The sequence below is a fragment of the Mucilaginibacter lacusdianchii genome, assembly GCF_009770985.1.
In the GTDB taxonomy this organism is placed as follows: Bacteria; Bacteroidota; Bacteroidia; order Sphingobacteriales; family Sphingobacteriaceae; genus Mucilaginibacter; species Mucilaginibacter lacusdianchii.
The window spans coordinates 1,399,859-1,418,636 of the sequence record NZ_WSRW01000002.1 but is presented as its reverse complement, the minus strand read 5'-3'; the positions used below and the strand labels follow the sequence as shown (position 1 = coordinate 1,418,636).

Genomic DNA, 18,778 nt, shown 5'->3' with positions numbered 1-18,778 from the left:
GAACTACAGCTTAATTTTTAAAACAAATACCATAAAAAGCAGAAAGGCAAAAGTAGCTATCACCAGACCAATAGCGGTTTGGTAAGCATCTTTTTTTACCGATATCTTCATGAACACCAGGTTTACGCCCATGGCAATGAGGTACGGAACAGCAGGCTTACCCAACCAAAACCGATTCGGGTATAATAAATAAAATACAATATAGCTGGCTGTAGGTAAAATTAAAGCAATAACAAAGCCGGTAAGCCAGTGATTTTTATTGAGCATAATTTGTAAAGGTACAACAGTGCTGCATTCTAACGTAATGGCACATGTACATTATTATCCAGTACTTAAAGTTTTTGCTGGTAGCTGCTATATTATGTAAGGCAATTAGTTAATACTATAGGTTTAAATATTAGCAAATAGTCAATAATTTAAAGCTTTATGCAACAATGCTTCTTATATATAGTATTTTTGATGAAATTTGAACTGACATAAGAACAAGGTCTGCTTTTTACTTCCGTTTTCACTATTTATACTTAGCCGTTTAGCAAGTTAGGCTGTTCTAATTTTATTTAATTTGATCATACTTAGAATATGCCTGGTCCTAATCCGCTTATGCTGACTACTCACAACTCTTTTGACCATATTGTTGCTTTGCTGCACAATTCTAATAACTATTATCTGGTATTGGTAGACAATTATGGTAACTATGCCTACATCAACTCTTATTTTGCCGAAAAATATGCAGATTTTTATCAGGATAACCGTACGCGCTTTGCCGGTGCTGCATTACACCCCGACGATCATCAGGTAAGCTACGAAACCGCCCAAAAATGTATTCAAAATCCTAACCAGTGCTTTGAAGTAACGCTACGCAAGTTAGACGGGCAGGGTGGCTACATTATCACCCACTGGGATTTTAAAGCCAATGTAACTGATAATGGTATTGAGGGTGTGATAGGAATAGGGTACGATATAACCGATTTTACATCACGGCAAGAGCATATCCGCTTTTTAACCTCAACGTTAAGGGATGTGGCTTTTAAACAGTCGCATGTTATTCGCAGGCCGCTAGCCAACATCGTAGGTCTAATTGATATTTTAGAACAGAGCGAACTGAACGAATCTGCTCAGGCCATTGTGCAAATGCTTAAAAAAAGCTGTAAAGATTTAGACACAGAATTTAACGGCTTTCTGATAAAAGACAGCCATGAAATGCTGGACGATTATGAACAGGCAGGATAGTAGCTTGATTAGCTACCATCCAAAATCCAATTCTTTTATTCAAACTTCCAACTGTTTAGGAGCGGTATGGCATGGTGTGCGGTCATGTCAAATTGTACTGGTACCACTGATACATAATCATGATCCAGTGCCCACACATCCGTATCTTCGCCCTGGTCGTTTAATTCAAACTCGCCGGTTAGCCAGTAATAAGGGCGCTTGTGCGGGTCCATTCGTTTGTCAAACTCTTCGGCCCATTTCCCCTGTGCCTGCCGGCATACTTTAATGCCTTTTAAAGTTTTAGTATTCGGGAAATTTACATTGAGCAAAGTGCCTGCAGGAAGGCCGTTTTGCAACAACATTTGGGCAATTTGTTTTACGTAAGGTAAAGTAGGTGCAAAATCGGCCTGTAAAGTATAATCATCTAGCGAAAACCCTACCGACGGTATACCCTCGATAGCGCCTTCAACCGCAGCCGACATGGTGCCCGAGTATAAAACGTTGATGGAATGATTTAATCCATGGTTAATGCCCGATACGCATAAATCAGGCTTTTTTCCTTCAAAAACGCAGTTTACTGCCAGTTTTACGCAATCAACCGGTGTGCCCGAGCAGCGGTACATTTCTACGCCTTCATAAATTTCAACCTGATCGAGCCGCAGGGGTTTACCAATGGTAATGGCATGGCCCATGCCCGATTGCGGACTATCAGGCGCTACCACTACAACACGGCCTAGCTCTTGGATAGCTTCAAGTAAAGCTTTAATGCCGGGCGCGGTAATGCCATCGTCATTTACAACTAATATGGTGGGTTTATCCTTTTTCATAGTGCGGCTAAATTAGCCATATTTTATCAAGGCTGAGTAGTTGATGTGCGAGTGTAATGGTAACCACATATCGTGTCAGAAAAATAAATGAAAATAAATGCAAATTTTTTGCGCTAAGTCTCGTACAAAGGGAACCGGTAGGATGCTGCGTTTTGATAAATTAATGTCATCAGTTTATTAAATAATCATGAAAGCTGTTATCGTTTAGGAAAAACTGGGAATGTTTATATGAAAATCTATATTTTGCTAGCTTTATGAGGCCCATCACAATACCCGCGTATATTCGTAATTATATTAACGAGCAAAGCAGCCCTCAGCCTGCAACTGTTAAACAGGCTTACCAGCAGCTCTATAAAGGTAGTCCGGAAGTATCCATTGTGATGCCGGCTTATAACGAAGAAACTACTATTGTACCTACGCTGGCATCGTTATGCAATAATATAACCAAATGGTCGGTAGAAATTATTGTAGTAAACAATAACTCAAAAGATAATACCGAAGCTTTGGTAAAAGCATGCGGCGTAAACTGCATATTGGAAACCACGCAAGGTATTACCCCGGCCCGTAATGCCGGCCTGGCACAGGCCAGGGGTAAATATATATTAAATGCCGACGCTGATACCATTTACCCTAAAGACTGGATTGAGGAAATGGTTAAACCGCTAGCCGATGATAAAGCAAACGCGGCTATCACTTATGGGCGCTTTTCCTTTATACCGGTTGGAAGCACCGGCAGGGTTACCTACTTTTTTTACGAGTACCTGTCAGACTTTACCCGTTATTATAATACCTTATTTAAAACCGAAGCGGTAAACGTATATGGGTTTAATTCCGGCTTCCGGCGCGAGCAAGGTTTACAGGTAGATGGCTTTAACCATCCGCCCGGTACTAATGAAGATGGTTACCTGGCGTTAAAGCTAAGCAATAAAGGTTTTGGTAAAATACACCAGGTTACTAACCCCAAGGCAATTGTGTGGACAACCGACCGTCGCCTGCAAATAGACGGCGGCCTTAAAAAAGCGGTTATCAAACGCTTTAAGAGGGTATTCATGTCGTAATATTAATACATTTGAGAACTTTTGTGAGCGAGGTTACGTAATAAGCAGTATACATCGAAAGATAACATACCCTATGATCAACAACCTTTTTAACAACACTACAACTAGAAACACAGAAAACAACATGGGATTTTCAGATACCGCCCAAACCAAGATATTGGTTATTGAGGATGATAACTATATGCAGCTTATACTTAAGAAATTTTTAAGCAAAGCATATGAAATTGAAATTTGCCCTACAGCTTTAGATGCCCTGGCATTTTTGCAAAATGGTAACATCCCCGATTTGGTGATATCAGATTTAAATACGCCTAAACTGAGCGGTTTGGATTTTATTACCCAACTGCAAAGCAGCGACTTTTTTAAATCAATCCCTGTGATCATCGTGTCGGGCGAAGACAGCTCTGAAGTAAGAGTAAGATGCCTGAACACCGGCGCCGACGATTTTATAGTTAAGCCGTTTAACCCGGCCGAACTGGAAGCGCGTGTGAGGGCTATTTTAAGAAGAATTGGTAAGTAATATTGATAGATGAGTGCTGAAAACTTTACTCCACAACGGGAGATTATTGCGTTAATCAACCTGGATGATAATTTGACATTATCCATTAACAACTGTAATTTTAAAGACAGGCAACTGATGCATTTTAAAAATGGCATCCAGATGTTTTCGGCCTGGCAAGCAGAAAAATTAAACATTGTTGCTGTTATTTCTCAGGACGAAGTACTGGCCTCATCGGGTATAACACTGCTTGAAACATTAAAAAAGAATGGTATGGGCGACGTGCCTTTCTTTTTAATTGTTAACCATTTTAACAGCAACCTGCGCCGCCTGGCTTTAAACGCCGGTGTAGCCGATGTATTTAAGTTTCCGGTTAAGGAAGTAAATATTGAAACGCGCGTGAATTTTTTGGTTGAATATTGGCATACCCTTAAAGATAATCAGCAGCAGCAGCAAAAAGGACCGGCATCTTATAAAATTCCTATCGGGAAAAGATTGTTCGATATGTTTTTCTCGGGCCTAGCGCTTTTAATGTTGTCGCCATTCTTTTTAATTATTTACATCATGATTAAGCTGGAATCGAAAGGTCCGGCTTTTTATTATTCACTTAGGGTGGGTACCGGTTACCAGGTATTTAAGTTTTATAAGTTCCGCTCGATGTATGTAAATGCCGATCAGCGCCTGAAAGACCTGAAACACCTGAACCAGTATGATGTAGACGCTGCTAAAGACAAAGAAAAAGATAAAGTCGAAAAGCAGGTAGTAGAAAACACATCGCATTTATGTGCGGAATGTATGTCGGCCGGCAAATGCCAGTTCCCTATTTATGCTGATAAGGTGCACTGGTGCGAAAAAGAGTATATGGATAATAAGAAGTCCAGCTCAGGTTCGGCCTTCTTTAAAATTAAAAACGATCCGCGTATTACCAAAATAGGCAACTTCATTCGTAATACCAGTATTGACGAGTTGCCTCAGCTATGGAACGTATTTATTGGCGACATGAGCATTGTAGGCAATCGCCCGTTGCCGTTGTATGAGGCCGAAAAGCTGACTACCGATAAATATGCGCTGCGCTTTCACGCTCCGGCCGGCATTACCGGTTTATGGCAGGTAGAAAAACGCGGTAAGGGCGACATGAGCGAAGAAGAGCGCTTAATGCTGGACAACGTTTATGCACAAAATCACAGCTTAACTAACGACGTTAAATTGATTTTGAAAACCATCCCTGCGTTGCTGCAAAAAGAAAACGTTTAAGCTAAAAAAGTGCATTTATAAAAAAAAGCCTCAGTAAGTCAATTACTGAGGCTTTTTTGGGTTATATAATTTCGTTAATGGATGTTGGCCTAAAATAGTACCTCCCAAGTGTGTTTTACGTTGCGGTAAATAGCGCGGGCAAAGGCTATCAGCGGGTTGTTACTTTGGCGCATGTCGCTGCGGGTCATGGTACTAGGTTCATCTTCTGAATTCACCTGGTCAAACAAGCCTTTATAGTCTTCATAAAACATAGCTTTACCTTTATTTTTTAAGAATGATATAGCCATTAAAAATTCGGTGCGGTCGCCTTTCAAACCCTCGGCATAGCGGCCAAATTTTTGAAAGAATGTAGTACGGCGCAAATGCGGATGGTCGCTATAGCAATGGAATTTGCGATAGCCTGGATACCAGATTTTAAATATCATCTCCGAAAAGCCGTTGCGATATGGCTTTAAGTAAGGATATTTAAAATAGGCGTAAAAGCGAATCATATCTATTTCGGCCCTTTCATCCATGATAGATAGGGCATCCTGTAAATGTTTTGCATAGCCAGGTTTTGGGTCAAAATCTTCCTGCACATACAGGGTATAGGGCATCGAAACGGCATCCTGCCCTTTGTTAATATTGTTACCTAAGCCCTTGTTTACCGGAGTAGTAACCAGTTTAAAGTTGTATTGCTGCTGCAAACTTTGCAAAGCGGCAATATGCTCGGGCTTGCTGCCATCATCAGATACCACAATTTCGCCAAAACTGATTTGCTGGTTTTGAAAAGCTTGTAATAAACGGGCTAATGATTGGCTGCGGTTATAATGGGTAACCAGTAAGGTAACGGTGTTGAATTGACTATTCATGAAATAACTTATCCGTTTTTAGTTTTACCCATGGCTACATCCATTGTGCATTTCAGCAGCTTTACTTTTACATATACAGCACGTAATGCCAGCACCAGCGGATTTTTTTGTGCCCGCCAGTTAGCGCGATGCACGGCTGTGCTGGGTTCGTTTGATGAATTTTTCTGATCGAACAGTTCGGTGAATTTATCATAAAACAAACCCCGTCCTTTATGTTTGATGAACGACAGCGCCATGTTATACTCTATCTGGTCCATATTAATGTTTTCGGCATAGCGGCCAAATTTTTGTAAAAACGTACTGCGGCGCAAATGCGGATGATCGCTGTATACATAAAATTTAATGTGGTTGGTATAAAGCGGATTTAAGTGAAATACCATTTCCGAAAAGCCTTTGCCGTAGGGTTTTGTGTATGGGTATTTAAAATAGGCATAAAAGCGAACAATGTCTAACCCTTTATCCGTATCCATAAAGCCCAGCGCATCTTTTAAATGCTCGCCAAAACCGGGTTTCGGGTCAAAATCTTCTTGTACGTATAAAGTATATGGTGTAGTAACGGCGTCTTGTCCTTTATTGATGTTGTTGCCCAAACCACCATTTTTAGGAGGTGTTAGCAATTTAAAATCATACTGATTATGCAGTGCCTTGATATAGTCTAAGTGCTCGGGCTTACTGCAGTCATCTGATACCACGATGCCGCCAAATTCAAAGCCCAAATCTTTAAACGACTTCAATAAACGCTCGAGCGAACGGCTGCGGTTATAATGTGTAATTAATAGGGTAACTTCTTTAAAAGTATTTTCGTTTACATCCATAATTTGGGCTAATATGCCAATTATTACCTTTTGAACCAGGTAATATTGCTTATTCTTGCGCTTTGTAATTTTACGAAAACATGCTGACAAAAGTTATCAATCTCATTCGGAACAAGTATTTTTTATCGCTGGCGGGAAACGTGATTATGTCCGGATTGGGGCTGGTTACTATGACACTGATTTACCGTTCTTTAAGTTTATCTGAGGCCGGTACCTGGGTGTTTTTCCAATCAACCTTACTAGTAGTAGATACTGTCAGATCGGGCTTTTTAACTACCGCGTTTATTAAATTCTATGCCGGTGCCAGCAAAGAGCGTACGGCTGAGGTGGCTGGTTCAGCATGGTTTCTGGGGCTATGTATTACGGCCTTACTGGTATCTATCAGTGTGGTAGCACTACCATTTAGCAATGATATTAAAGATGAAGGCTGGATGATGTTCTTTAAATACTCTGGGTTGTACTATGCCTTTTCATTGCCGTGGTTTTTGGCTACCTGCGTAATACAAGGTGAGCAGCAGTTTGACCGTTTGCTGTACATCAGGCTAAGCAATCAAGGTAGTTTTATTGTATTTATTGTACTGCTGATTGTGTTTGGCCACATGAGCATTTTGAATGTGTTGTTTGCTTACTTAACATCCAATTTAATTACCAGCATATTTGCGTTGGCTAAAAGCTGGTCGCGTATTACCACACTTAAGCATCGTACCACACAGAGTATTAAAGACCTGTTCAACTTTGGTAAGTACAGTGTAGGCACAGCATTAAGTGCCAACATGTTCGGAATATCCGATAACATTATCATCAACCAAACGTTGGGTAAAGCAGCTTTGGCCATATATAACTTAGGGCAAACGTTAATGCAGTTGGTAGAAATCCCACTGCGCAGTTTTGCGCTAACCGGCATGCCCGAGCTGGCAGCGGCCTACAACCAAAACAGCCGTGTTGAGGTAATCCGCATCATGAAAAAATATACCGGTATGCTATCGGTAATGCTGATCCCCGCTGCATTAATTGGTTGTGCGCTGGCCGATTTGCCTATTTACATCATCGGCGGTGGCAAGTATGCCGGTACCGAGGCAGCTAACGTGTTCCGTTTGTTCCTAACTTTCTCTATATTATACCCATCCGATCGTTTCTTTGCCTTAACGCTGGATGTGATCCACAAACCAAAAATTAACTTTTACAAAGTACTGGTGATGCTGGCTGTTAACGTTGGGTCCGACTTTTTGGGGTATCATTTAACGCACAGTGTATATGGTATAGCTTTTGCCACCATCATGCCGGTAGCTACAGGAGCCCTTATTGGTTTCTGGGCGTTGAACCAATATAGCAGCTTCTCTTTCCTGAGCATATTTAAAGTAGGCTATCAGGAAACAATTGCTTTAATACAACAAGCGCTGGGTAAGCGCAAGCTGCAAGGCTAAGCGCTCACCAAAGCCACCACGTTTTTTTACCGTTATGCTGGGGCACTTGGTTAAAACGCATTTCAATATTTTTAAACGTCCAGCTGGATACCCAGTATATAAGCAGAAAATTAGGGACAAACAAGTAAGCATAAGCTGATGGTGGAAACTTTAACACCCGGAAAAATACGATGTTAAATAAGCTCAGCATCATCGTATGTGTCATGTAAATGGAGTAAGAATATTTGCCGGTTTGATGTAATATGGCCGGTCGTTTAAGTAGGTGTGAAATCCAGCCACGCTCAAAAGCAAAAATAAGGATGGTTATAAAAAACAGTATTTCGTACAATAGGCCATAAGGTTTAAGTTGATCACCATACCACACACTAATGATGATAATGGCTATAAACAGCGTTTCGGCTATGTGAAATACAGCACTACTTTGCCGACTTACAACCTGCTTTGTTTTTGCATAAGTGTTATAGCAAAGCACGCCAGTAAAAAAGCCGGTGATGCCGCGTAAAAAACCAAAATCGAAATTGTAAACCAATTTTAACCCGCCGGTAAAAATATATAGTGCCGTAATTGCTGCCATCACAACCGCACCATATACAAATGATTTAACCTGCTTTAAACCGCTTCGGTTAATGAACATCACGGTGACGCCAAAAACAAAATAAGCAATCATCTCGGCACTGATAGACCAGCTGGCAATGTTCCAGCTTACATCATGTATGCCCGGAAATTTTATGGAGTTAACTAAAAACAGGTTGGTTAAGGCTGTATAGATGTTATTGCTCTCATTGGTCAGTTTGTTTACATGTGCGTATTGCGCCGCATAACTTTTCAAAAATTCAATGGCAACAAAACAAATAAACACAACAAAATGCAAGGGATACAAGCGGTAAAAGCGCTTTTTATAAAATTTTCCTAGATCGGCACTGGTCGTGATAAACTGGTAGCTGTAAGCAATAACAAAACCACTCAAAAGAAAAAAGAAGTCAACAAACAAATCGGCATTCCGTATAAATTGATTGTTGATGAGGGGAGTGGCAGAAAAAGCGCTTAAGTGAAACAATATAATCAAGCTTGCAAAGATGCCTCTGAATACATCCAAAACCTCAAACCTTTCTTTCATTATGCGATATTTTATTTGCGATGAGCGTTTAATAACATACAACAATCTCATACGAATGGCAGATGGCTGTGGTTTTGCTAATCTTTTAAAACATAGCGGTGGTTTAGCTTTTTGTATTTAACAATGTATATTTAGCTATTTAAATTGAAGGCAGCGTATATGAAAGTGGCCCATTTAATACTGGCACATGAAAATCCCCGGCAACTGGAGCGTTTAATAACCCGCTTAAGTTACGATGGGGATGCTGTATTTATTCATTTGGATAAAAAGACCGATATCATACCATTTTTGCCTTTACAGCAATTGCCCGGTGTTTTTTTTATAAACAACAGGGTAAAGGTATATTGGGGTACCTATAGTATAGTTGAAGCCACCGTTAACAGTTTTGAAGAAATTATGAATGCAGGCGTTAGCTATGACTATATCAATCTACTGAGCGGTGCTGACTATCCATTGCAGCCCATTCACAAATTTCGCAGCTTTTTGGCCCAACATCCGGGTAAGGCTTTTATGAGCTTTATGGATATTCAGGAATCATGGACTGAGGCGGTAACACGCATAACCCAGTATCATTTAAACAACTTCAACTTTCCGGGGCAATATCTTTTACAAAGGTTTATCAATCTAACCATGCCCGAACGCGCCATACCCGATAACCTGATACCGGTGGGCCGGTCGCAATGGTTTACCGCTTCGGCAGCATGTATCAATTATATATTGGACTATTGGCATCAAAACCCAAGGCTTCGTCGCTTTTTGCAGTTCACGTGGGGGTGCGATGAATTTATTTTTCAAACCATTCTATACAATTCTCCCTTTTATGGCCATATGGTTAATAATAACCTGCGGCATATCGATTGGTCGGCCCAACGCGTAAGCCCTAAAGTACTTACCCTGGCCGACCAAGAAGTGTTATTAAACAGTGACGCGTTTTTTGCCCGTAAGTTTGATATACACCAGCCCCAAATTTTAGACATTATTGATGAACGGCTTTTGGCGCAAAGCTTATAAAACCAGCTTTGCACAAAAAACGTTTACCGGCTCATCATACCAGTACATAAACTCGTCGGCTGTTTTGGTTATAATCAGTAAGCCAAAATGCTCATTAATCTGGTTAATATCGGGTGTATCAAAAGATGTTTCTTCGCAAAAAAAGCTGATAGCTCCGTTGGATAAAGGCATTGCATACAACCGGTGCATAAAATCCTGACTGATGGCTGTTTTAACATCAACAGGTAAATCTGTTTGGTTAATGAGCGGCAGTGGCTGACCTGTATCCGTTTTAATAATCTCTAAATGGGTGTCGGTAATAATAATATCCAACGAGGCATTGCTTACGGCCGAGTGTTTTAAAGCATTGGTTAATAACTCGGTAACAATAAACTTAGCTTTAAACAAAATACCGGAAGCGGCTTGCTGAGGTGTTAATAAGCCCGTTAGGTAATTAACCACCTGCTGTGTTAAAGGTGTTAAGCTGCTGGTACGGTTATCAAAATTAAATTGTTGTTTGCTGATGATGTTTTTCACAAGAGCGTTATTACTGTACCTGGCTGTTATCGTTATAAATTTTAAAAACTTTGTCTAAGCGAATTAGCTTAATTAAGTCATGAATATCGGGCTGTAAGCCAACTAATATAATATCAAATTGCATGCTGATGGCGTGTTTTAAACCGGCTACTAATGCGCCTAAAAAAGAACTGTCGATATAAGTAACTTGAGTCATGTTAAGTACAATGCTTTTTTGCTTTTGGTTTAACAAATCAATCAGCAGAGCCTTGAATTCATTGGCATTGCTTAGGTTGGCCTCGGTAAGGTTTACATCGGCCCATAGGTACTTATCTTCGTTAATAATACTAATCATGTTTTACTGTGGGTATTTGTGAATCTGGATGATGCTGCAGTCGTCTACCAATGCATCAGGTTGTGGTATTAAGTTTTGTTTTAAAGTTTCAAAATCAGGGTTGTGGGTTAGCTGTTGCTGTAAATGCAATGCAAACCGGTTATAATCGCTTTTGCTTCCTTTTTCGGTGGCAAAATCTGTCATGCCATCGGTAAAAATAAACAGGCGGTCGTGCGGGGCCAATGTGATCTCCTGCTCATCATAACTGCCATCTGCGAACAGGCCAAGCAACAAGCCCGATGAGCTAACCTGGTTCAGTTGTGCGGCAGCATAATTGTAGTGCAGCAAAGGTATATCACCAGCACCCGAATAAAATAGCTGCCCGGTTTGCCGGTTTATACGCACTAACGACAGGCTTGATAGTACATCGCGCAACATATCGTCCTGGCAAATAATTAGGTTAACCTTTTGCAAAATAACCGCTATTGAGTGTTCGCCGCTTAAGATGCTGAAACGTATGGCGGCACGGATATAGCTTAAAAAAGTAAAGGTGAAAAACCAGGCGTTCCATCGCTTTCCCATTATATCGCCCAGCAGGATAAAGGTATAATTATTATCGGTTTCTATAAAATCAATAAAATCACCACCGGGAATATCCTGGTAACTTTTGTGCCAAAAATGTATGCCTATATTGGTAAGCTGCGGAGCTTTATCGGGCACTGCTTTGATGTTTAAGGCAGCTGCAGCGCGTTTTATTTCCATTTCCGACAATTCGCGCTGCTTTTGCACCGTGTGCAGTAAGTTGTTCAGTTTAGCGATAATTACTTTGAATGGTGTGTCTTTAATTACGTAGTCAACCGCTTGTAAATCCAAACCTGTACTCATCAGGTTGGTATCGTTGTTACCCGTTAAAAAAATAAACGGGATATCGCGGTGTGCCGGCTGCTGCATCAAGTACTGCCTAAATTCTACACCATTCATGTCGGGCATCTCATAATCCGATAATATCGCATCGGGTGTATAAGTAGCTAACTTATCGATGCCTTCCTGTGCCGATAACGCGGTTTGGCAAGTAAAGCCGGCCTTGTCAAACGCCTGATTCAGCATCTTTAGGTATAGCGGATTATCATCCACCAGCAAGATATGTTTTTGCGTTTGGGCCATCATTATTTTTCGGGTGTCAGCTTGTTATATATAGATCGGATAAGCAAATATATACCACATAAAATAATAAGCAGCGATATAAGGTCCATCAATGTTACACCATCATCGGGCGTGAAGTAAAAGATGGTAAACATTTCAAAATAGGGCGGGGCCGGCATAATAATCATGGCAAAGCCCAATGCAATTAAAACCAAACTGATAATTATCATCAGCACACGCGAAAAGCGTTCGGCCCGGATATACTTCTTAGAAACCTCGCTGTCTATTTGATGGCCCGAAAGCAGCACGCTAAATTCATCAAGCAAGTCAGTCCGCGATGTATTTTCGTTGATGTCAATTTTTTGAAACGCTGTAATTTGTTCTTTGTAGGTAACAGAATTATCTAACGCCTGGTTAAAGCGCTGCTTTACATTTTTTACCTTTTCGCTATCAATATCACTTTGCGCCAGCAACGCTACTAGTTCATCCAGCTTCGCATCAATGGCTGCCTGTTTATCGGCAGATTGCTGCAAGCGGGCAACGTCTTTTTTTATATTTTCGTGGCTGGTCAAAGTTTTTATTATAATATTAATTCCATAACCTTTACGGAGAATTTACCGTAAAATCAGGCAAATGAAAAGTGTTTCCATCATTACGGTAAATTACAATCAAAGTTTCGTTACCGAGCAACTTTTATCTTCTATAGCTAAAACCAATACTTATTTCAACATTGAGATAATAGTGGTAGATAATGCCAGTAAAGATAATCCGGTACCTGCATGGAAACAGCAATATCCTGATATTACTTTCATCGCGTCTGACAAAAACCTCGGTTTTGCAGGCGGAAACAATCTGGGGGTTAAAGCTGCTAAAGGCGATTATTTGTTTTTTGTGAACAATGATACCGAGTTTACCGAAAACCTGACTACCCAATTGGTAAGAATATTGGATGAACATCCGAAAGTGGGCATGGTATCACCCAAAATACGATACTTTGACCAGCCCGAGATGTTGCAATATGTAGGTTTTACGCCTATGAATTATTACACCATGCGTAACAGCTGCATCGGCCAGTTTGAGCCCGACAAGGGCCAGTACGATAAACCCGCCGGACCAACCGGCTATATACACGGCGCTGCCATGATGGTGCGCCGCGAAGCCATTGAAAAAGCCGGCGTGATGGCCGAAAACTTCTTTTTGTATTATGAAGAGATGGACTGGTGCGACCATGTTAAACGCGCCGGTTACGAAATATGGATTGAGCCTAATGCACTCATCTATCATAAAGAATCGGTATCGGTAGGGCGTGTTAGCGGTTTAAAGGAATATTTTATGAATCGTAACCGTATCCTGTTCATCCGCCGTAATGCACCTTTGCAGGCACGCTTGTTTTTTTACGTATACTTTGTGGCGCTTGTGGTGCCCCGTAATATCATTAATTACTTGCGCCATGGATACAAAGGTTTTACCGGCCTTTTATTTAAAGCCATTTGGTGGAATGTAACCCAATCTAAAAACAGCACTCGTCTCGGATACCCGTTTTAAACTTATATGGAAATAGTTCTTTGGCTTAGCCTGTTCATTGTTTTTTATGCCTTTTTTGGTTATGGCATACTGCTTTTTATTATCATCAAAATAAAACGGTTACTGCGTGGCAAACCGGTATTGCCGGTTGTTGATGCAGATAACCTGCCTACTTGTACTTTAGTGGTTGCTGCCTTCAATGAAGAAAGTTTTATGGCTGAAAAAATCAGTAATACTTTAGCGCTAAATTATCCTCCCGGTAAACTGCAGTTTGTTTTCATCACCGATGGCTCAACCGATCGTACGCCCGATATTATTGCCCGGTACCCGCAAATCAAATTAATGCACTCGCCCGAGCGCCGGGGCAAAATTGCTGCGGTACACCGTGCCATGACGGCCGTTACCAGCGAAGTAGTGGTATTTACAGATGCTAACACTTACCTGAACAAGGATGCCCTGATGCTAATTTGCCGACACTATGCCGATCCTAAAGTAGGTGCCGTGGCCGGCGAGAAACGTGTACAGGTTGATGAAACTGCTGATGCTACCGCAGGTGAAGGCTTTTACTGGAAATATGAATCGAAACTTAAAACCTGGGATTCGGAGTTATACTCAGTAGTTGGCGCTGCTGGTGAGTTGTTTAGTATCCGTAAATCGCTTTACCGGCCGGTGCCACCAAATACTATTCTGGATGATTTTATGATTTCGTTACTGGTAGCTAAAGATGGTTACCGGGTATTGTATGAACCGGAGGCCTATGCTACCGAAACATCGTCCGAAAACGTAAAAGAGGAACTGAAGCGTAAAATACGTATTGCGGCTGGTGGCATTCAATCTATCATTTGGCTAAAGGCTTTGTTAAACATTTTCAAATATCCGGTTTTATCGTTCCAATATATTAGTCACCGTGTGTTGCGGTGGACGGTGACGCCATTTCTGATGATATTGGCCCTGATTCTGAATGCTGTAATCGTAGCAGCTGGTGGCGGCATGCTATATCACTTGTTACTGATAGGACAAGTGATTTTCTACTTGGCGTCGCTGGCTGGCTGGCTGTTGGAGCGCCGCGAGGTAAAAGTGAAGTTGCTGTTCATTCCATACTATTTTTGTATGATGAATTATGCTGTTGTACGCGGTATATTCCGCTATGCAGCGGGCCGGCAAAGTGCGGTTTGGGAAAAATCCAAAAGGAAGTAAGCCCTATCCAACCCGATTTAGGAGGGGTTTATATTTAAAGTTATAATATAATAAAGCATGTCGCTTAAAGATTCTATAAAAAGTAATCCGTCGCTTAAAAAGCTAGTTCATTGGCTGCTTATTCCTTCGGGTGAAGCTCGCCCTAGGATATGGGTAAAATGGTTTGTGAATCCGTTTATCCACAAACGTGGTTCCGGCTCTAAGATACGCACCCGTACACGGGTGGACGTTTTGCCTTTTAACCGTTTCGAACTGGGTAAAAACTCAACCATCGAAGATTTTTGTACCATTAATAACGGGGTAGGGGATGTACTTATAGGCGAACAATCGCTGGTGGGGATGAGCAATGTGGTGATTGGTCCGGTTACTATTGGTAATCACGTCATCATGGCGCAAAACATAGTCATCAGTGCCTTAAATCATGAATACCGGGATGTTAACCTGCCTATACATGCCCAGCCGGTAATCACCTCGCCGGTTGTTATTGAAGATGAATGCTGGATTGCTGCTAATGCTGTCATCACCTCGGGTGTTACCATAGGCAAGCATAGTGTGGTAGCTGCAGGTGCGGTTGTTACCAAGAGTATTCCACCTTATTCATTAGCGGTAGGTAATCCGGCAAGGGTTATTAAACGGTATGATTTTGAGGTGAAGGATTGGGTAAGGGTATAAGTTAGCTTGTACTAGTTGGGCTTTTGCTCTTAATGTTGGTTTTCTGCGTTTAGAACTTAGTGTTAGTGCTGTTGAACTTACTTCGTCTGCTCATTGCCGCAGGGGCTAGATACTTTTGTCATAGCCACAAAAGTATTTAAAAAGGCCTAGCTCTCGCGATCCCCTGTCTGCCCACATCACCCAGCGCTGGCCCGGGCGCGATAGCAGGCCTTTGCGCTTCTTGGGTTTTTTTATCCTCTTCGTTTTCATTTAACGTACAGCACTGCCAGAACAGCCAAACAAAAAAGAATCGGCATTCAGCTTCTTTCGGTAGCTACTACACAGAGTATCTGCACTACATTAAGTAGAAAGAAGGTGCGGCCGAGAGCTTTTTCTTTGGTTACTTTTTTTTTTGCGGTAAAAAAGAAAGTAACTTCCACAGGCGGTGGTAAAATTACTTTACCTATCCTAATGAAATGCAGCAGTAACAGAAAGCACTAACGAAGAAAATCCAATACCTTACAAAGCACCCACTACTTCTTTAATAGCACTATAAATACATTCCACATTATTTTCCCAGGTGTGGGTAGCGGCAAAGGCAATGCGTTGCTGTTGTATGGCTTCAGTGTTTTCGGTTAAGGCCTTTTGGATGAGTTGCAGGTAATCTTCAGCGTTGTTGCCCAGATATACATGGTCTTCAAAGGCACTCATGGCTTCGGTACGGGTTGCAACAGTGGGTTTACCCATGGCCAGGTACTCGTCAATTTTACGTGGGTAATTGCCGATGGTAACATCATTGACAATTTGCGGGTTAATGCAAACGTCGAATGAATTAATATAAGCCGGTAACAGATCCGGATTTTTAGGCCCTAAAAAATGCACATTTTTAATTTGATGCAGGTCGCTTACCTTGAACTCATTGTCTTCAGGCCCAACCAGCACAATGCTCCAGTCGGGGCGTTGCAAAGCAATATGTTTAAGTAAATTCATATCCAACCGGATACTTTGCAGTGCGCCTACATAGCCAATGATAGGGCCCGGTATAGAAGCTACATCTGCAGGCGGAGGCGAATTACGGTTAAAACCGGTAAACAAATCCAAATCACAACCCTGGCCTACATAGTAAGAGTTTGGATTGTACTGTCGGCAATAATTAGCCAGATAGGTAGAATTAGCTACGCATAAATCGCTTTTGCGAATCAACTGCGGTTCCATCTTAACACCATGTACTTTCCAGTAATCTACAGCCAACATATAATCGCGCGAGTAATAAATGCTTACTGCTGGTTTTAGCAGATCTTTCAGGTAAAAGCTCCGGAACATATCATTGTCGTTAAACAAGATGAAATTTTTGAAGCCCAGCTGCTGAATTGCCTTTTGAATGGAATGTGCAAATAACTTGTTGTTCCGTTTATTTAAAAAGCCGTAGATCAGCTCGTTTTTTATCCAGTTGACTGATTCGATCATTTCATCAGGATAATAATTCCACAAATTATCCTGAATTTGCACCAAGCTGGCCGCATTGCCTTTAATAACATCCAGGCGCTTTTGAACGTTGGACTGGTCTTTGTGCTTCATCAGCGTAATCCTGTCCAGCGGCGAGTTTACATACAATACACGGTTGTGGCGCGCAAATTCTGCTGCAATATTTTTGCAATTACTGCCAATTTCAACATCCCAGGGTTGCTGCCCTACAATGATAATATCTCGTCCGGTAATAGTATGGTTAGTCATGTGTTTTTACAGCCTGTGCGGTTGCTATCTTAATTTGGGTGTTTTACGTATTTTGTTGCTGCAGGGTTTGCTGTTCATCTAGTCTTCGTAAAATAATAATCAGCGCTACATCCAAATAAAAGAATATGTTCGATGGATATTGCACCAAAGCCTCTTGCGGAAAGTTGGCCAGATTGTAAGCAAACACCACCAGCGTCATGGCCAGGCAATACGTTTTCAGTTCCGGGTCTTTAATAGCATAATAATTTTCGATTCCCGTTTTGACGATCACAAATATCAACGAGCAAAAAATAAGCAAGCCTATCCAGCCATCTTCAACGGCTACACGCATATAACCGCTATCGGGTGGAAAGCCTGCCAGGTATGATCCCGGCGCAAATCGCTTGCCCCAAACCCCTGTTGCACCTAAACCACCGCCCATAGGGTGAGCTAGTATGTAAGGCTGTATGCGTTTTTGATTGTTTTTACGCACTTTGTAAGACGCATCATTATTGGGTTGAAATGCCGTTTGGAAACGTACTATATTAGGATTGCTGGTAGGCACGTTGATTAGAAATACCAGGAATGCAGCTGCAATACAGGTAAATATTAACACCTTCCGGTTGTAATTTATTATAGCGTATAATACTAAAGCGCCCGGTAACAGCACGTTTGCTCCACGTGTTCCTGAAAATAGCATAGAGTGCAGGCACAAGAACATGATAACCCCCACAATAATTTTTGTACGCGGTTTGAACTTGCCTGCAATTACGCAAATACATAAAATAGTGGGCATCACCATGTTGTAGGCGAAGGACACAGGGTCAGAAAAAATAGAATATTTACGCCAGTGCCCGGCGATGAAGAGCAAAGAAATAATTTCAGGATTGGAATGGAGATAAGCATCTTCACTAGCCGAAAAGCCAATATATTCTTGCTTGTAGCCGTATAAAGCACCAATAAGGCATAATGCAAGCCATAACTTTAATAACAGCTTTACATATTTAACCGACCGGATATTATACAAAAAAATAAAGTAGCTGAGCGTTACTACCGCTACACTTCTTACAGTGTATACCCAAGCCAATCTTGATTCGGCTGTGGGATTGCCTACTTCCAATATGTTGTAAATTAACCATATTAATAGAACCGTTGTAATTGGGTTTTTAAATATTGCCCAGTCGTTATTGCGTTTAAGTTGTATGAGCAAGCCAAGCATCAGCAATACTTGCAACCCGTCCATAACTGTACCAATAGGTAAAAACGGTACTAAAGCTGCTACTTGCCATAGCATATAAGCCATAACCAGCAAAACAATAATGCCAAATTTTGGATAAGCGACTATGCTGTATAAAAAAGGCAAAGCTGCTACTGCGCCAATCATTAAAGCGCCAAACACTACACCTATTACGGCAGTGCCAACACCAATAAGCACAGCAAAAGCCAACAGGATAAATAAACCTGTTTTGTTGTACAGCTTCTCTATCAGGAAAGTTTGATTAAGCCAGGCCAAAAAGCCCATACCTGATTTTGCTGCACTGCCTTTAACCGTTATTGGGTAATCTGTCAACGCTTAAAAAAATAATATTTTAAGAAAAAGACCAAATGTACAAGCACCTAAAAACACCAGCGCTATAATATATTTGATACGCTGCG

The 18,778-nt window shown here is 41.3% G+C and carries 20 protein-coding genes; 9 read left to right on the top strand and 11 right to left on the bottom strand.

The window, feature by feature from the left end:
- Positions 1-3 precede the first annotated feature (3 nt).
- A complete protein-coding gene (locus GPM24_RS13085) occupies positions 4-267 on the bottom strand; it encodes a hypothetical protein (protein WP_158827184.1) in 264 nt (87 codons plus the stop codon).
- Between the two features lie 312 nt (positions 268-579).
- Between GPM24_RS13085 and GPM24_RS13080 the strand changes: the two genes are divergently transcribed.
- Entirely contained in the window at positions 580-1,230 is a 651-nt protein-coding gene (locus GPM24_RS13080) for a PAS domain-containing protein (protein WP_158827183.1), read from the top strand.
- Positions 1,231-1,265: 35 nt separating this feature from the next.
- Here the strand turns inward: GPM24_RS13080 and surE are convergent, their stop codons facing one another.
- Complete coding sequence (gene surE, locus GPM24_RS13075; protein ID WP_158827182.1) at positions 1,266-2,036, bottom strand: 5'/3'-nucleotidase SurE; 771 nt, start codon at positions 2,034-2,036, stop codon at positions 1,266-1,268.
- Between the two features lie 254 nt (positions 2,037-2,290).
- On the opposite strand from surE, the gene GPM24_RS13070 reads away from it, so the two are divergent.
- From GPM24_RS13070 to GPM24_RS13060, 3 genes are all read left to right on the top strand, one after another.
- On the top strand, positions 2,291-3,094 hold the full coding sequence (locus GPM24_RS13070; protein WP_158827181.1) for a glycosyltransferase family 2 protein: 804 nt from the start codon (positions 2,291-2,293) through the stop codon (positions 3,092-3,094).
- Between the two features lie 73 nt (positions 3,095-3,167).
- Complete coding sequence (locus GPM24_RS13065) at positions 3,168-3,614, top strand: response regulator transcription factor (RefSeq protein WP_199269740.1); 447 nt, start codon at positions 3,168-3,170, stop codon at positions 3,612-3,614.
- A gap of 9 nt (positions 3,615-3,623) precedes the next feature.
- Positions 3,624-4,847: a sugar transferase gene (locus GPM24_RS13060; protein WP_158827180.1), complete on the top strand. Its 1,224-nt coding sequence runs from the start codon at positions 3,624-3,626 to the stop codon at positions 4,845-4,847.
- Between the two features lie 89 nt (positions 4,848-4,936).
- Here the strand turns inward: GPM24_RS13060 and GPM24_RS13055 are convergent, their stop codons facing one another.
- Together GPM24_RS13055 and GPM24_RS13050 are read right to left on the bottom strand one after the other, a co-directional pair.
- Positions 4,937-5,698: a glycosyltransferase gene (locus GPM24_RS13055; protein ID WP_158827179.1), complete on the bottom strand. Its 762-nt coding sequence runs from the start codon at positions 5,696-5,698 to the stop codon at positions 4,937-4,939.
- A gap of 8 nt (positions 5,699-5,706) precedes the next feature.
- Positions 5,707-6,513 (bottom strand): glycosyltransferase, encoded by an 807-nt coding sequence (locus GPM24_RS13050; protein WP_158827178.1) that lies wholly within the window; start codon positions 6,511-6,513, stop codon positions 5,707-5,709.
- 80 nt (positions 6,514-6,593) lie between these two features.
- Between GPM24_RS13050 and GPM24_RS13045 the strand changes: the two genes are divergently transcribed.
- Positions 6,594-7,937 carry a lipopolysaccharide biosynthesis protein gene (locus GPM24_RS13045; protein ID WP_158827177.1) on the top strand — a complete coding sequence of 448 codons (1,344 nt, stop codon included), beginning with the start codon at positions 6,594-6,596 and terminating at the stop codon, positions 7,935-7,937.
- Between the two features lie 4 nt (positions 7,938-7,941).
- Here GPM24_RS13045 and GPM24_RS13040 read toward each other — a convergent pair whose 3' ends face one another.
- Positions 7,942-9,054 (bottom strand): acyltransferase family protein, encoded by a 1,113-nt coding sequence (locus tag GPM24_RS13040; RefSeq protein ID WP_158827176.1) that lies wholly within the window; start codon positions 9,052-9,054, stop codon positions 7,942-7,944.
- Positions 9,055-9,213: 159 nt separating this feature from the next.
- Between GPM24_RS13040 and GPM24_RS13035 the strand changes: the two genes are divergently transcribed.
- Positions 9,214-10,065, top strand: coding sequence for a beta-1,6-N-acetylglucosaminyltransferase (locus GPM24_RS13035; RefSeq protein ID WP_158827175.1), 852 nt, complete (start codon positions 9,214-9,216; stop codon positions 10,063-10,065).
- Here GPM24_RS13035 and GPM24_RS13030 read toward each other — a convergent pair.
- The 4 genes from GPM24_RS13030 to GPM24_RS13015 are packed head-to-tail and all read right to left on the bottom strand — an operon-like array spanning position 10,060 to position 12,609.
- Entirely contained in the window at positions 10,060-10,581 is a 522-nt protein-coding gene (locus GPM24_RS13030) for an ATP-binding protein (protein ID WP_158827174.1), read from the bottom strand. The genes GPM24_RS13035 and GPM24_RS13030 overlap by 6 nt on opposite strands.
- 10 nt (positions 10,582-10,591) lie before the next feature.
- The gene (locus tag GPM24_RS13025; protein WP_158827173.1) at positions 10,592-10,915 is read right to left on the bottom strand and encodes an STAS domain-containing protein; all 324 of its coding nucleotides are present in this window, start codon (positions 10,913-10,915) and stop codon (positions 10,592-10,594) included.
- A 3-nt stretch (positions 10,916-10,918) separates the two neighbouring features.
- A complete protein-coding gene (locus GPM24_RS13020) occupies positions 10,919-12,061 on the bottom strand; it encodes a fused response regulator/phosphatase (RefSeq protein WP_158827172.1) in 1,143 nt (380 codons plus the stop codon).
- Positions 12,061-12,609, bottom strand: a complete 549-nt coding sequence (locus GPM24_RS13015) for an Asp23/Gls24 family envelope stress response protein (RefSeq protein WP_158827171.1) — start codon at positions 12,607-12,609, stop codon at positions 12,061-12,063. Before GPM24_RS13015 ends, GPM24_RS13020 begins: the two co-directional genes overlap by 1 nt.
- 61 nt (positions 12,610-12,670) lie before the next feature.
- On the opposite strand from GPM24_RS13015, the gene GPM24_RS13010 reads away from it, so the two are divergent.
- Genes GPM24_RS13010 through GPM24_RS13000 form a run of 3 tightly spaced genes read left to right on the top strand, consistent with a single transcriptional unit; the run spans position 12,671 to position 15,430 of the window.
- Entirely contained in the window at positions 12,671-13,582 is a 912-nt protein-coding gene (locus tag GPM24_RS13010) for a glycosyltransferase family 2 protein (RefSeq protein WP_158827170.1), read from the top strand.
- 6 nt (positions 13,583-13,588) lie between these two features.
- The gene (locus GPM24_RS13005; protein WP_158827169.1) at positions 13,589-14,758 is read left to right on the top strand and encodes a glycosyltransferase family 2 protein; all 1,170 of its coding nucleotides are present in this window, start codon (positions 13,589-13,591) and stop codon (positions 14,756-14,758) included.
- 57 nt (positions 14,759-14,815) lie between these two features.
- Positions 14,816-15,430, top strand: coding sequence for an acyltransferase (locus GPM24_RS13000; RefSeq protein ID WP_158827168.1), 615 nt, complete (start codon positions 14,816-14,818; stop codon positions 15,428-15,430).
- A 498-nt stretch (positions 15,431-15,928) separates the two neighbouring features.
- Here GPM24_RS13000 and GPM24_RS12995 read toward each other — a convergent pair whose 3' ends face one another.
- The gene (locus GPM24_RS12995) at positions 15,929-17,143 is read right to left on the bottom strand and encodes a glycosyltransferase (RefSeq protein WP_158827167.1); all 1,215 of its coding nucleotides are present in this window, start codon (positions 17,141-17,143) and stop codon (positions 15,929-15,931) included.
- A gap of 43 nt (positions 17,144-17,186) precedes the next feature.
- Entirely contained in the window at positions 17,187-18,692 is a 1,506-nt protein-coding gene (locus GPM24_RS12990) for an O-antigen ligase family protein (protein WP_158827166.1), read from the bottom strand.
- Between the last annotated feature and the right edge of the window lie 86 nt (positions 18,693-18,778).

Coding starts and splice junctions, on each gene's coding strand:
- GPM24_RS13085 (WP_158827184.1), bottom strand. CDS start 267: ATGCTCAATAAAAATCACTGGCTTACCGGCTTTGTTATTGCTTTAATT.
- GPM24_RS13080 (WP_158827183.1), top strand. CDS start 580: ATGCCTGGTCCTAATCCGCTTATGCTGACTACTCACAACTCTTTTGAC.
- surE (WP_158827182.1), bottom strand. CDS start 2,036: ATGAAAAAGGATAAACCCACCATATTAGTTGTAAATGACGATGGCATT.
- GPM24_RS13070 (WP_158827181.1), top strand. CDS start 2,291: ATGAGGCCCATCACAATACCCGCGTATATTCGTAATTATATTAACGAG.
- GPM24_RS13065 (WP_199269740.1), top strand. CDS start 3,168: ATGATCAACAACCTTTTTAACAACACTACAACTAGAAACACAGAAAAC.
- GPM24_RS13060 (WP_158827180.1), top strand. CDS start 3,624: ATGAGTGCTGAAAACTTTACTCCACAACGGGAGATTATTGCGTTAATC.
- GPM24_RS13055 (WP_158827179.1), bottom strand. CDS start 5,698: ATGAATAGTCAATTCAACACCGTTACCTTACTGGTTACCCATTATAAC.
- GPM24_RS13050 (WP_158827178.1), bottom strand. CDS start 6,513: ATGGATGTAAACGAAAATACTTTTAAAGAAGTTACCCTATTAATTACA.
- GPM24_RS13045 (WP_158827177.1), top strand. CDS start 6,594: ATGCTGACAAAAGTTATCAATCTCATTCGGAACAAGTATTTTTTATCG.
- GPM24_RS13040 (WP_158827176.1), bottom strand. CDS start 9,054: ATGAAAGAAAGGTTTGAGGTTTTGGATGTATTCAGAGGCATCTTTGCA.
- GPM24_RS13035 (WP_158827175.1), top strand. CDS start 9,214: ATGAAAGTGGCCCATTTAATACTGGCACATGAAAATCCCCGGCAACTG.
- GPM24_RS13025 (WP_158827173.1), bottom strand. CDS start 10,915: ATGATTAGTATTATTAACGAAGATAAGTACCTATGGGCCGATGTAAAC.
- GPM24_RS13020 (WP_158827172.1), bottom strand. CDS start 12,061: ATGATGGCCCAAACGCAAAAACATATCTTGCTGGTGGATGATAATCCG.
- GPM24_RS13010 (WP_158827170.1), top strand. CDS start 12,671: ATGAAAAGTGTTTCCATCATTACGGTAAATTACAATCAAAGTTTCGTT.
- GPM24_RS13005 (WP_158827169.1), top strand. CDS start 13,589: ATGGAAATAGTTCTTTGGCTTAGCCTGTTCATTGTTTTTTATGCCTTT.
- GPM24_RS13000 (WP_158827168.1), top strand. CDS start 14,816: ATGTCGCTTAAAGATTCTATAAAAAGTAATCCGTCGCTTAAAAAGCTA.
- GPM24_RS12995 (WP_158827167.1), bottom strand. CDS start 17,143: ATGACTAACCATACTATTACCGGACGAGATATTATCATTGTAGGGCAG.